10 protein-coding genes and 2 tRNA genes are annotated in these 12,926 nt (G+C 62.1%); 7 read left to right on the top strand and 5 right to left on the bottom strand.

The genetic code is table 11. The annotated features are described in order from the left end of the window. The first annotated feature begins 326 nt into the window (after positions 1 to 326). On the top strand, positions 327 to 2,420 hold the full coding sequence (locus PP1Y_RS10555) for a bifunctional (p)ppGpp synthetase/guanosine-3',5'-bis(diphosphate) 3'-pyrophosphohydrolase (RefSeq protein ID WP_013832216.1): 2,094 nt from the start codon (positions 327 to 329) through the stop codon (positions 2,418 to 2,420). 27 nt (positions 2,421 to 2,447) lie between these two features. Here the strand turns inward: PP1Y_RS10555 and PP1Y_RS10560 are convergent, their stop codons facing one another. After that, on the bottom strand, positions 2,448 to 2,789 hold the full coding sequence (locus PP1Y_RS10560) for a DUF1905 domain-containing protein (protein WP_013832217.1): 342 nt from the start codon (positions 2,787 to 2,789) through the stop codon (positions 2,448 to 2,450). Further along, positions 2,786 to 3,712, bottom strand: coding sequence for a peptidylprolyl isomerase (locus PP1Y_RS10565; protein ID WP_013832218.1), 927 nt, complete (start codon positions 3,710 to 3,712; stop codon positions 2,786 to 2,788). Before PP1Y_RS10565 ends, PP1Y_RS10560 begins: the two co-directional genes overlap by 4 nt. Before the next feature lie 76 nt (positions 3,713 to 3,788). Between PP1Y_RS10565 and PP1Y_RS10570 the strand changes: the two genes are divergently transcribed. From PP1Y_RS10570 to PP1Y_RS10590, 5 genes are all read left to right on the top strand, one after another. Further along, positions 3,789 to 3,879, top strand: a tRNA-Ser gene (locus tag PP1Y_RS10570). A 218-nt stretch (positions 3,880 to 4,097) separates the two neighbouring features. Beyond that, positions 4,098 to 5,303 carry a site-specific integrase gene (locus PP1Y_RS10575; protein WP_232512611.1) on the top strand — a complete coding sequence of 402 codons (1,206 nt, stop codon included), beginning with the start codon at positions 4,098 to 4,100 and terminating at the stop codon, positions 5,301 to 5,303. Positions 5,304 to 6,146: 843 nt separating this feature from the next. After that, the gene (gene istA, locus PP1Y_RS10580) at positions 6,147 to 7,652 is read left to right on the top strand and encodes an IS21 family transposase (protein ID WP_013832220.1); all 1,506 of its coding nucleotides are present in this window, start codon (positions 6,147 to 6,149) and stop codon (positions 7,650 to 7,652) included. Then, positions 7,649 to 8,518 (top strand): IS21-like element helper ATPase IstB, encoded by an 870-nt coding sequence (gene istB, locus PP1Y_RS10585; RefSeq protein WP_013832221.1) that lies wholly within the window; start codon positions 7,649 to 7,651, stop codon positions 8,516 to 8,518. The genes istA and istB overlap by 4 nt, the downstream gene beginning before the upstream one ends. A 90-nt stretch (positions 8,519 to 8,608) precedes the next feature. Beyond that, the gene (locus PP1Y_RS10590) at positions 8,609 to 9,781 is read left to right on the top strand and encodes a tyrosine-type recombinase/integrase (protein ID WP_013832222.1); all 1,173 of its coding nucleotides are present in this window, start codon (positions 8,609 to 8,611) and stop codon (positions 9,779 to 9,781) included. A gap of 60 nt (positions 9,782 to 9,841) precedes the next feature. Here the strand turns inward: PP1Y_RS10590 and PP1Y_RS10595 are convergent. Next, positions 9,842 to 9,915: transfer RNA gene (locus PP1Y_RS10595), tRNA-Cys, on the bottom strand. Between the two features lie 169 nt (positions 9,916 to 10,084). Between PP1Y_RS10595 and PP1Y_RS10600 the strand changes: the two genes are divergently transcribed. Continuing rightward, positions 10,085 to 10,609, top strand: coding sequence for a molybdenum cofactor guanylyltransferase (locus PP1Y_RS10600; protein WP_013832223.1), 525 nt, complete (start codon positions 10,085 to 10,087; stop codon positions 10,607 to 10,609). Between the two features lie 24 nt (positions 10,610 to 10,633). Here the strand turns inward: PP1Y_RS10600 and PP1Y_RS10605 are convergent, their stop codons facing one another. Further along, complete coding sequence (locus PP1Y_RS10605; RefSeq protein WP_232512613.1) at positions 10,634 to 11,404, bottom strand: DNA-binding response regulator; 771 nt, start codon at positions 11,402 to 11,404, stop codon at positions 10,634 to 10,636. A gap of 147 nt (positions 11,405 to 11,551) precedes the next feature. Then, the gene (locus PP1Y_RS10610) at positions 11,552 to 12,751 is read right to left on the bottom strand and encodes an LL-diaminopimelate aminotransferase (RefSeq protein WP_013832225.1); all 1,200 of its coding nucleotides are present in this window, start codon (positions 12,749 to 12,751) and stop codon (positions 11,552 to 11,554) included. Between the last annotated feature and the right edge of the window lie 175 nt (positions 12,752 to 12,926).

Genomic DNA, 12,926 nt, shown 5'->3' on the forward strand with positions numbered 1-12,926 from the left:
GCCACATCCAATCGATTGAATTCCACTCCTTGCATCGGGCCTGCATCGGGCGTGGATTATTGGCTGGATCGTGCGCGCGGGGCCCTTCCCCAATGCGCACAGGGCATACTCTAATCCTCTGGTTATGAACGTTTATTTGAATTAATGACCGCTACATCAGGCCACGGCGCCTGGCATCTGCAGGCGATGGCCGGGCAATCGCCGTGCGCGGCATGACGGAGCGGCGGGTCTGCCATGGTTTACGCGCGGTTATCACTTGCAAAGATTGCATGAATTTAACGAGGCTCTTGCCGCAGCACACAAAATCCTGACAAGGATCTCCCAGCATGTTGCGTCAGTATGAACTCGTTGAACGCGTAAAGGAATACGCACCGGAGGCCGACGAGGCCCTGCTCAACCGCGCCTATGTCTATACCGTGCAGAAGCACGGCACGCAGAAGCGCGCGAGCGGCGATCCCTATTTCAGCCACCCGGTCGAAGTCGCGGGCCTGATGACCGAGCTCAAGCTCGACCAGCAGGCAATCATCACCGCGCTCCTGCACGACACGGTAGAGGACACGCTGGCCACGATCGAAGAGATCGAGAAGCTGTTCGGAGCGGACATCGCCCGACTGGTCGATGGCGTCACCAAGCTCTCCAAGATCGAGGTGATGACCGAGAACGAGCGCGCGGCCGAGAACCTGCGCAAGTTCCTGCTGGCGATGAGCGAGGACTTGCGCGTCCTGCTCGTCAAGCTGGCCGATCGGCTGCACAACATGCGCACGCTCCACTTCATCAAGAACCCGGACAAGCGCAAGCGCATCGCCCGCGAGACGATGGACATCTATGCCCCGCTCGCCGAGCGCGTGGGCATGTACGAGTACATGCGCGAGATGCAGCTGCTGGCCTTCGAGCAGCTCGAGCCCGAAGGCTATGCCACGATCACCGGACGCCTCGCGCAGATCCGCAGCCAGGAAGGCGGGCAGGTCGACGCCATCGCCCTGGCCATCAAGCAGGCGCTTGCCGAAGCGGACATCCAGGTCGAAGTAACCGGCCGCGAAAAGCATCCCTACTCGATCTGGCGCAAGATGGCCGAGCGTCACGTCACCTTCGAGCAGATCACCGACATCATGGCCTTCCGCGTCCTGACCGAGACGCCGGACGACTGCTACCGCGCGCTCGGCGTGCTGCATCAGCACTGGCAGATGATCCCGGGTCGCTTCAAGGACTACATCTCGACGCCCAAGTCGAACGGCTACCAGTCGCTGCACACCGCGCTGATCTATGAAAACTCGATGCGCATGGAAGTGCAGATCCGCACCCGCGAGATGCACCGCCTCAACGAGTTCGGCCTGGCCGCGCACTGGGCCTACAAGCAGGGCGGCACGCGGCCGGACGGGCAGGTCGGCTGGCTGCGCGACCTGATCGAAATCGTCGATGCCAGCCACGATGCCGAGGAACTGCTCGAGCATACCAAGCTGGCGATCTATCAGGACCGCATCTTCGCCTTTACCCCCAAGGGACGACTGCACCAGCTGCCCAAGGGATCGACCGCGGTCGACTTCGCCTATGCCGTCCATACCGATCTCGGCAATGCCGCGGTCGGCGCCAAGATCAACGGCCGCCATGTGCCGCTGCGCACGCAGCTGGCCAATGGCGATGTTGTCGAAGTGATCAAGAGCACCTCGTCCGAACCGCAGCTGTCCTGGCTGGGCTTCGTCGTCACCGGCAAGGCCCGGGCCGCGATTCGCCGTGCGGTGCGTGCAAAGGAACACCAGGAAATCGCCACGATCGGCTCCAAGCTGTTCGATGCGATTGCCGGGCAACTACCTACGCGCATCGGCAAGAAGGCCATCGAGGCGGCCGTGCGGCGGCTGGAGCTGCGCGACGAGGAAGACCTGATGTTCGCGATCGGCTCGGCGCGCCTGTCCGACCGCGAGGTCATGGAAGCGCTCGTGCCCGGCAGCACTGCCGAACTGCCCGACGATCCGGATTGGACCCGCAGCGAGGTCTCCATCTCGATCAAGGGCCTGACGCCGGGCATGGGCTTCGAACTGGCCGACTGCTGTCACCCGGTTCCCGGGGACCGCATCGTCGGCCTGCGCCGTCCCGACCACAAGGTCGAAGTCCACACCATCGATTGCCTCACGCTCGCCAACGGCGTCGATGCGGACTGGCTCGACCTCTCGTGGGGATCGCGAACCACCGGCGCTGTCGGCCGCCTGCGGCTCGTGCTGTACAACCGGCCGGGCACGCTGGCCGATGTGACCCAGACCTTCGCCACCAACCGCGCCAACGTCGTCAATATCCAGGTGATCCATCGCGATGAGCCTTTCGGCACTTACGAGGTCGATCTGGAAGTGGCCGACCTTGCGCACCTGACCCGCATCTTGGGTACATTGCGCGCCAGTCAGGCGGTCGCCGAAGCAGAGCGCATCTAGAGCGCCGCCAAAGATGCGGTCCTGCGCCTAGAACTCCAGTACCACTTCGACCCAGTCACCTTCGGCAAGGCCCTCTGCCTTGCGCACGGCGGCCTTGATCGGCAGCAGCCAGCCGTTGTCGCTTCTGGATGGAAAGACCGAGGTCGCAAACGCGCTTGCGCCGATCCGGGCCTTGACCTTGAGGGAGCCGAACCCGCGCGCCGTCCCTTCCAGCTTGCGCATGACGGCAGTGCCGGAAAGCGCTTCGCCGGCCTCGCCGTCGATTGTCAGGAAGTGCCAGGTGCCGCTACCCGATGCGCCGGTCCAGCGCCAGAGCGGCCCGGTATGGGTCAGGGTTTCGACGATCGGGTTGACGCTTCGTTCCTTCATTGTGCTGCGCGTCTTACGGGGACGGGCACGTTGCAGACGTCCACGCCGCCGGCCGGGTGGATGTAGAAGGCGTCGCTGCGATTGGCGCGTTTGTCGAGATAGGCGGCAAAGCTGGCGCTGGAAGTGGAAAGATATTCGTAGCGCGGCAGGTCGGTAAGCGATTCGCCGGTGCGCAAGGAGACGATGGGCGTGCGCTCCTGCGGCGTGGCATAAAAGCCGATGGGCCCGGTGCCGCGGGGCAGGGCGGAAAGGTTCTCCATCCCCTCGATCACCCGGCCGACGACGGCGATGTTGCGGTCGAGCTGGCGCGGGGCCTGTCCGATGACGGCGTAGAGCTCGCCGCCGGTGCCGGTATCGGGCGAAAGGCCGCGCCCGACGCCGACCGAGCCATAGCAATGCACCGGCCACACGCTCTTGCCGTCGGTCGCGACCGGCCAACCATGATCGAAGCCGGCCAGGCTGGCATAGGCATCGCGGAGCAGCTTCGTGCTGGCGCCGATGTCCATGCCGGCAGCTGGCACTACATAGTCGTCCTCGGTCATGATTCGCAGCCCCTCGGGCAAGGGCTTTGCCTTCTTCGGGTCCTCCCCATCGGGATCGCCCCATTGCACGACGTAGTTGTCCTGGGTGCGGACGATGGCGAGGCCGTCGTACCAGTGCCGCGCCGCAAGCGTCCGGATATTGCTCACCCATCCTTGCACGTAAGGCGCCGCAATGAGCTGGATCACGACCCGCCGGACCTTGCCTGACGGGCCGGGCGCAAGGTCCATTACCAGCAGATCGCGCTGCTCGATCGGAAGCCACTCCGCGGCGGGCGCCGCATCGACGATCCCATTGGGCGTGGCCGGAACTTCGGCATCTTGGCCGAATGCGGAAGCGGGCAGGACGAGGGCCGCGATGCCGGCCAGCAAGTATTTGCACATGAAGTGTCTCATGCCATCACCAGATGTCTTGCGAAACCCGCGATCCCACGCTAGGGCGCCCGCTCACCAGCGATGCGGAGCGGTGGCCGAGTGGTCGAAGGCGCACGCCTGGAAAGTGTGTATACGGTAACCCCGTATCGAGGGTTCGAATCCCTCCCGCTCCGCCAGCCACGCTTTTTCAAGCAGGCTCACAACGTCTCAAGACGTCCATAAAATCATTTAAAATCTGTTGGTTGCGAGATTTCGGCGTCTCAGGTAATCTTGCGCCGGATCCTTTGAGCGCGCCGCAAAAGAGGGTCCCAAAGAGGGTCCCGATCCGGGGCCGACATACCACAGCAACCTTTGACCCATGGCGGGAAGGGGTCTTGAACAGGAGTTCGAGATCGTGACCAGTCATGCCCTTAACCGCCTCACCGCCACTCGCGTTGCCGGTATCAAAGAACCAGGCCGCTACGCGGACGGTGGCGGCCTGTTCCTGTTTGTCGACGCCACTCGCCGTCGCTGGCTGTTCCGATACACCTGGCGCGGTGCCAAGAAAGAGCTTGGCCTCGGCAGTGCCCGGTCCCTCTCCTTGGCCAAGGCTCGGGAGAAGGCAGCAGAGTATCGCGCCATGCTTAGCGAAGGCAAAAATCCTAAGGTTGAACGAGCTAAGGCAAACCGATCCGTCACTTTCGGCGAGTACGCGGACAGCTTTGTCGAGACTATGTCGCCATCGTGGAAAAACGCGAAGCACATCGCTCAGTGGAAGATGACGCTGACAGTCTATGCCGCACCGATCCGCCCACTGTTGTTGCATGAGATTGAAACTGATGATGTCCTACAAGTGCTGCGACCACATTGGAGCCGGGTTCCCGAGACTGCCGATCGGCTTCGCGGTCGAATCGAGAATGTGTTGGATGCTGCCAAAGCAAACGGACTTCGGGAAGGTGAGAACCCTGCGCGATGGCGTGGTCACCTTGACCAACTCCTCCCGCGTAGGCGCAAGTCCTCGCAGAGCCATCATGCAGCGCTGCCCTTCAACCGCATCAAGCGGTTCATCCGGGCGCTCAGGAACCGTCCCGCTGTTGCTGCGCGGGCACTTGAATTCCTGATTCTCACCGCCGCGCGCACTGGAGAGGTTCTCAATGCGGATTGGGAAGAGATTGATCTTCGCCAACGTATCTGGATTATTCCAGCTGATCGGATGAAGGCTGAGCGCGAGCATCGGGTACCTCTGACCGAGCCGGCAATTGCTATCTTGAAGGCGACACCCCCAAAGTTTCGGACCGGTTTGATCTTTGAGCGCAACAGCAAAGGCGTTCCGCTCAGCATTATGGCGATGCCGATGCTATTGCGCCGGATGAACATCGTAGAGACTGTGCACGGATTTCGCTCCACGTTTCGAGACTGGGCATCGGAGACAACCAATTTTCCGAGTGAAGTGTGCGAGATGGCTCTTGCCCATACAATTCCAGGCAAAGCCGAGGCTGCCTACCGGCGAGGCGATCTCTTCAATAAGCGTAGAAAGCTGATGGAGGCGTGGGCAAAATACTGCGGCTACGAGGCGGAAAAAGAGACTAAAGGGGAATCGTTAAATTCGCATTCTCCATAATTGCCCTTTGTCCTCAAAGTTTGGATCGAAGCCATCCAAAATGGTAGAGAATACTCATTCCTCATTCCATCGCTATCGTAATTCGTATAGCATTAGGGTGCTTCATGACACCGTGTCGGGCAATCCGTGAGGAACCCGCAACTTGGATGTCATCCATTCTCTAGAGATTTCTGGCCTGTGCAGCCGCAGACGTGATCGTTGGCCGTGCTGCTACGCGCTGCGAAGTGTAGGGATCGCTCCGGTACAAGCCGATCCATTTCCCTTTAAACGAGCAGTCGTAACATTAAGTTTGTCGGCATTGGCCCGCTTGGTAGGCGCGACATTGGCGAAATGCCGGGCGCGTTTTGCCGGACGCTTCCGCTTGTCGCACATCAACCTCACGCAAAGCACTTGGTTCTATGTCGTGCAAAAGGACGAGGGAGGAAGGGGAGGGAGTCTCAGAGGTCTGAGCGGACGGAAAGTGCCAATCGCGGAACTGAGACTGGTTCGGCGATGACGCAGCCATCCCGTTTCAAACAGTCAGACCTTACTCGCGCCATCAAGGCGGTCGAGGCCGCTGGCATGCACGTCGGCCGGATCGAAATTGATCCCAACGGGCGTATCGTTCTCCATGCAGTTACGGCCTCCGGAACGGCGATGCCTCGGCGTGAGAGCAGCTGGGATGTCGCGCGACGATCAGGGTGAGAAAGCGCGACAATCAAGATGAGAATCCGGTGTGTCGGGATCGGCGGAGGGCGTAGCCCGTAGCCGGTCCCGACACACCGGAGGCGCTCTTTGCGGGGTGCCTGTGATGGTCGTGGTGGCCGCTATGCATCGGGTTTTCCGGGGAGGAGGACCTGGCGTGTGGCCGGCCGACACATCAACGATCATCAGGTGAGACTTTTCATGACCAACAGACGTAATAACCCCGTCGCTCTGGCGGCGGCGAAGGCCGGGTTCAGCCCGGCGACGGGCTATCGGGTTTTGCAGGACGCCCGGTTGCCATCACAGCGGCAAACACCGCGCAGCCGGCGCCGGCCCGATCCCCTTGCCGGTATCTTCGATGAAGTGGTGGTGCCGATGCTGGAGGCTGCTCCCGGCCTTCGGCCCATAGCGATCTTCGAGGAACTGCGGCGCCGATATCCCGAGACCGTGTTCGGCTCCCGGCGAACCCTGGAGCGGCGCATTCGCGACTGGCGCGCCATGAACGGGCAAGATCGCGAAGTCATTTTCCGGCAAGTGCACGAGGCGGGGCGGCTCGGCCTGTCCGATTTTACGTGCATGGACGATCTGGCAGTTTCGATCGCCGGACAGCCGCTGGACCACCTGCTCTATCACTTCCGGCTGCCTTGCGGCGGCTTCGAGCACGGACACGTCATCCTGGGCGGCGAGAGTTTCGTTGCCTTGGCCGAAGGGCTGCAGAACGCGCTCTGGTCCGCAGGCGGTGCGCCGAAGCTTCATCGCACCGATAGCCTGTCAGCCGCCTTCCGCAATCTGGACGCCGATGCCAAGATCGACCTGACCAGGCGCTATGACGCGCTCTGTGCCCATTATGGAATGGAGCCCACGAGGAACAACCGGGGCATTGCCCATGAGAACGGCGCGATCGAGAGTGCCCATGGCCATATCAAGGCTGCCGTGAAGGATGCGCTGCTGCTGCGCGGTAGCGGCGACTTCGCCGACCTTGCCGACTATCGCCGCTTCATCGACGAGGTCGTAAATGCGCGCAACCGGCGGCACGGCCCCGGGATCGATGCCGAACGCAAGTTCCTGCAGCCGCTGCCGGACGTGCGCACCACCGACTACGAGGAGATCCTCGTGACGGTCACGTCCTCGGGCGGCTTCACGCTGCGCAAGGTGTTCTACACGGTCCCATCCCGCCTGATCGGGCACCGTTTGCGGGTCCGCCTGTATGATGACCGCCTCGACGTCTTCATCGGCGGCACGAGGCTCATGACCCTGCCGCGCGGCCGCGCGGGCATGAACGGGAAGCACGGCCACGTCGTCGATTACCGCCACGTGATCCATTCCCTGCGCCGCAAACCCATGGCGCTGCTGGGCCTGGTCTATCGCGACAGCCTGTTCCCGCGAGATGCCTATCGCCTGATGTTCGACCACTTGCTGGAAGTTCAAGGCGAGCGGGAGGCATGCCGCACTACCGTCGCACTTCTGGCCATGGCCCACGAACGCGCCTGCGAGGCCGAGCTCGCCGCGCTCCTGACCGAGGATCTGACCGCGCGCCGAACACCGTGCCTGACAACCTTGCGGGCCCGGTTTAGTCCGGACCCTGCCGATCTGCCCGAAGTCGTGGTCCAACTGGTGCCGCTCTCGATCTACGACGGACTGATCGAACAGGGAGAAGCCGCATGAACGCAGCTCCCATGATCGATGCACAGCGCCTCAGCCTCATGCTCAACGAGCTGCGCCTGCCCACCATCAAGCACATCTGGGGGGACTTTGCCGCCCAGGCGGACAAGGAAGGGTGGCCGGCCAGCAGGTTCCTCGCCGCGCTCGCCGAACACGAACTCGCCGAACGAGATCGCCGCCGGATCGAGCGTCATCTGGCAGAGGCCCATCTGCCCGCGGGCAAGACCCTGGACTGCTTCGCCTTCGATGCCGTGCCGATGATCTCCAAGGCTCAGGTCATGGCCCTGTGCGCCGGCGATGGCTGGCTCGAGCAAGGCGCCAACCTCATCCTGTTCGGTCCGCCCGGCGGCGGCAAAACCCATCTTGCCGCGGCAATCGGCCTCGCACTGGTGGAACGGGGCTGGAGGGTTCTGTTCACCCGAACTTCCGACCTCGTGCAACGCCTGCAGGTCGCGCGGCGCGAACTCGCACTTGAATCCGCCATGGCCAGGCTCGACAAATACCACCTGCTCATTCTCGACGACTTCGCCTACGTCTCGCGCGATCAGGCCGAGACGTCGGTGCTCTTCGAGCTGATCAGCGCACGCTACGAGCGACGGTCGTTGCTGATCACCGCCAACCAGCCCTTCGGCGAATGGAACAGGGTCTTCCCCGATCCCGCGATGACGCTCGCCGCCGTGGACAGGCTCGTGCACCATGCCACCATCTTCGAGATGAACGTCGAAAGTTACCGGCGGCGCACCGCACAGGCCAGGCGCACCGGTGCCGGGCGCCCCGCCGCCTACACCACGCCAAAGGTCCTCGAGACCATCCGCGACAATCAGGATGAGAACGACGACCTTGCCAGCGACAATCAAAACAGGCACTGATCGACGCGCCGCGACAATCACATTCTCATCCTGATTGACGCGCAATCCTCATCCAGTTTGTCGCGCTACAAGCTGGGACGATCTATTGCGATGAGACGCCGATTTTTGCCCAAATACGTAACGGCGTTTATCGACCGCCACGGCAAGGAGCGTTTGCGCTTTCGGCGCACCGGATTCGAAAGCCACTATTTCAAATCCGAGCTGGGAACCGAGGCGTTCCGTCAGGAATATCGGGCATGCCTGGATGGTCGGGAAGTTGCCGCACCAGTGAAGGTCAAGCGCAGCGCTCCGGGGACTATTGATGACCTCGTGGCACGATATTGCTCTTTGCCGTCACGGCTAGGTCCGACTGAAATGACCCAGCGAAAAATTCGCGGCATCCTAGAGAAATTCAGAAAGGTGCATGGGCATCGCACTGTTGCGGATCTGGAATTTGAACATGTTGAGGCCATCTTGCAGCGCAAAATGGAACGGCGGAAGGTCGGCTCGCGAATCGAAGGCGGCGTTGAGGCCGCTCGCAAGCTCCGAAAGGAATTGGTCCGCCTGTTCGATTTCGCCGTCAAATCCCGGATGATAGATCGCAATCCCGCAGCTTTGGCCGACCGTATCAAGATCGCTCCGGGCGAACGTTCCAAAGGCTATTACAGTTGGACTGAGAGCGACATAGACCAGTATCGCGAATGCCATCCTCTGGGATCTCGCGCTCGGCTTGCGATGGAATTGATGTTGTGGACTGGGCAGCGTCGGATTGATGCAATCCACCTTGGTCCCAGGCACGTAGCGACCGGGCGTATTGAACTCAGCCAATCCAAGGGGGGGAAGGTCCTGGGTTTACCCGTCGCACCTCAGCTTCTCGAAGCAATTGTCGCCATGCCTCCATTACCGGAGGGTGCGGAATGTTTCCTTCTGAACGAACTGGGCCGCCCGTTCACCAATGCCGGATTTGGGAATTGGTTTCGAGATCGATGCGACGAGGCCGGATTGCATAAGTGCACTGCACACGGCCTGCGAAAGGCGATGATGCGGCGCTTGGCGGACGTTGAGACGAGCCAGCAAGGCCTCAAGTCGGTATCAGGTCACAGCCGCGATGAAGAGGTGGCAATCTATGTCCGTGGCGCTGAGCAGAGACGTCTTGCCGCAGCCGCTATCGCCCGAGTCTCCGACTGGGAAAAATTGCCTGAAACAGAAAAGGAAGATGCGCTCGCAGAGGCCGCAAAATCGGCTCTATCGGCGTGGAAAATGTCTAACCTTGGAGGGAGTTAGACATCAAGTTAGACATTTTTCTTCGCAAATATTTGAAATTAAGAAGAAAAATGAAAAGGTTGGAGGCCCGAGCCGGAATCGAACCGGCGTATACGGATTTGCAGTCCGCTGCGTCACCACTCCGCCATCGGGCCATCCAAGGTGGTGTTCCTGTGGAGGTGCGCCCCTAGCAACCCTCAGGGCCGGGCGCAATCCGATTCGCGCGTCCGTTGAAAACTATCGTTTGGCTAAGGGCTTCGTTGCGCTACGCTGGGCTCGAATTGCCGCGCCGGCCTTGGCGGGGCCGCAGGTGGAGCCGCATTGATGATCCTTGGAGCCGTTCTTGCAGGTGGACAATCCAGTCGTTTCGGCAGTGACAAGGCTCTGGCGGAGTTGGAAGGGCACACCTTGCTTGCCCTGGCGGTCGATGCGCTTGCAGGATTGTGCGATCACGTGATCGTGGTCGGGCGCGAGACGGCGCCTGCGCCGACCCTGCCGGACTGGCCGCGCCCCGGGATGGGCCCCTTGGGCGGCATCGCCGCGGCCCTGCATCACGCGCGGGACGAGGGCTACGAAACGGTGCTGACTTGCGGCGTCGATGTTGCGTCCTTGCCCGACAACCTGCTCGACCTTCTGGGCGCAGCACCGGCCTGTCTGGCCGATCAGCCGGTGATCGGCCTCTGGCCGGCCTCGGCGACGAAGTCGATCGAAGCGCTGCTCCACAGCGATGAGAAGCATTCGATGCTGCGCTTCGCCGACAGGATCGGCGCGCGCAAGGCGAAGATCGACGGCGCGATCCCGAACATCAACACGCCGGCGGACCTCTCCGCGATCGCGGGCAAGGCCTAGGATGACGCGCGCCGCGCATTTTAGTCAGTGCTTGGAGGCGCGGGGCTGTCCGGAGCCCGCCGGGGCCACTTTGCCGTACTGCGAGTGGGCGCCGCGACTCTCTTCGTGATCGTCGGGCAGGGTAAGGCGATAACCGCCGGGCGAGCTTGTCTCGATCATGCCCGACAGCTCCACGAAGGAAAGCTTGCGCCGCAGCCGGGACATGTGGACGGCGATGCTGTTGGTCTCCGGCACGAAGCCCATGCGCCAGACGTCCTGGATCAGCGACTGCTTGCTGACGGTTTGGCCGACACAGTCCGCGAGGCGCCATAGCAGGGCGAATTCACGCGGGTTGAGATTGAGCGGTTTGTCGTCGCCGAAGGCCTCTCGCGCGAGCAGGTCGAGCGAGAGGGAGCCGATCTTGCGATGCCGCGGCAGCCATTGCAGCGCCTCGGCGACGCGGCTGGCCCGGGCATCCAGTTCCTCGAGGCTGATATCCGAAGAAACGACGTCGCCGAACCCGATCTGCAGCAGCGTGGCCCGTTCGTGTGCAAGCTCCACGCCCGTTACCAGGACGTGGCGCCGCATTTCCACTCCGAACGAGGCGAGGATGTGCATCCAGCCCATGTTGTCGAGGCCGGCGGCATGAAAGATGCCGATGCATTCCTCGCTCGGCCGGTCGCGCTCGACGAGCTTCCAGCCGGACCGCCGCAGATCCAGTTCCTTGGGTATGTCGCCCGAGGCCAACCAGCAGAAGCCCTGCTTGGCTCCCTTGCGCTGGTCGGCATTCTTGGCGGTGTCCAGGCTGGCCATCATTTCCCCCATCTCCGTGCAGGCCTTCAACTCGTGCACGCAGATTGTCGGACTTGAGCATTCAAAAACAACACATAAAAACTTACAGGAATGTCACATCAATCACAGTTTTTTATGTGAGAAAATACCATGTCGGCCTGTTTGAGGCCCTCAGGTGCCTGGTGTGTTGACCCCCTTGGAGGTCAGGAAGCGCTTGATGTTGCGGGCGGCCTGGCGCAGCCGTTGCTCGTTCTCGACCATGGCGATGCGCACGAAACCTTCGCCGTCCTCGCCATATCCGACGCCCGGCGCGACCGCGACTTCGGCTTCGGTAAGAAGCTGCTTCGAGAACTCGAGGCTGCCCATCTCCTTGAGGGCAGGAGGCAGGGGGGCCCATGCGAACATCGAGGCCTTGGGGCTGGGGATTTCCCACCCGGCGCGGCCGAAGGCCTCGACCATGACGTCGCGGCGCTTCTGGTACAGTTCGCGGTTCTTCTCGACGATGTCCTGCGGGCCGTTGAGTGCTGCGCAGGCGGCAGCCTGGATCGGCGTGAAGGCGCCGTAGTCGAGGTAGGACTTCACGCGCTTGAGCGCGGCTATCAGCTTCGCGTTGCCGACGGCGAAGCCGACGCGCCAGCCTGCCATGGAGAAGGTCTTGGACATCGAGGTGAACTCGACGGCAACGTCCTTGGCGCCCGGAACCTCGAGGATCGAACGGGTCGGCTGTCCATCGTAATAGAGTTCTGAGTAGGCAAGGTCGGACAGGATCCAGACCTTGTTCTCCTTGGCCCAGGCGACGAGGCGTTCGTAGAAAGCGAGGTCGACGGTTTCGGCCGTGGGGTTCGACGGGTAGTTGACGATCAGGATCGACGGGCGCGGCACGGTGAAGGCCATCGCGCGTTCCAGCGACTGCCAGTAGCGCTCGTCCGGCGTCGTCGGCACCGAGCGGATCGTCGCCCCGGCGATGATGAAGCCGAAAGTGTGGATCGGGTAGCTGGGATTGGGCGAGAGCACGACATCGCCCGGCGCGGTGATCGCCGTGGCGAGGCTGGCCAGGCCTTCCTTCGAGCCCATGGTCATCACCACTTCGGTCTCGGGATCGAGGTCGACGTTGAAGCGGCGGCCATAGTAGTTCGCCTGGGCGCGGCGTATGCCCGGAATGCCCGAAGAAGCGGAGTAGCCGTGGGCATCGGGCTTCTGCGCCACTTCGCACAGCTTGTCGATTACGTGCTGCGGCGGCGGCAGGTCGGGGTTGCCCATGCCGAGGTCGATGATGTCCCGTCCCGCCTGGCGTGCTGCGTGCCGCATCGCGTTGACTTCGGCGATGACGTAGGGCGGCAGGCGCTTGATGCGGTAGAACTCGTCTTCCATGACCTCGATAAATCCATGATGGCGGCGGGATTGCCGCGTGGCTTCCTGTAGGGGATTACGCGCGCGGCGCAAATGCCGATCGCGTGGATTGCGCAAGGATCTTGCCCAGAAGGGGGGTCGACAGTTTGTGCAGTGCAACTAAGACTAGGTCACGAACCAAGGGAGTTTCGTGATT

Origin of the sequence: Novosphingobium sp. PP1Y (assembly GCF_000253255.1) — a bacterium.
GTDB lineage: Bacteria > Pseudomonadota > Alphaproteobacteria > Sphingomonadales > Sphingomonadaceae > Novosphingobium.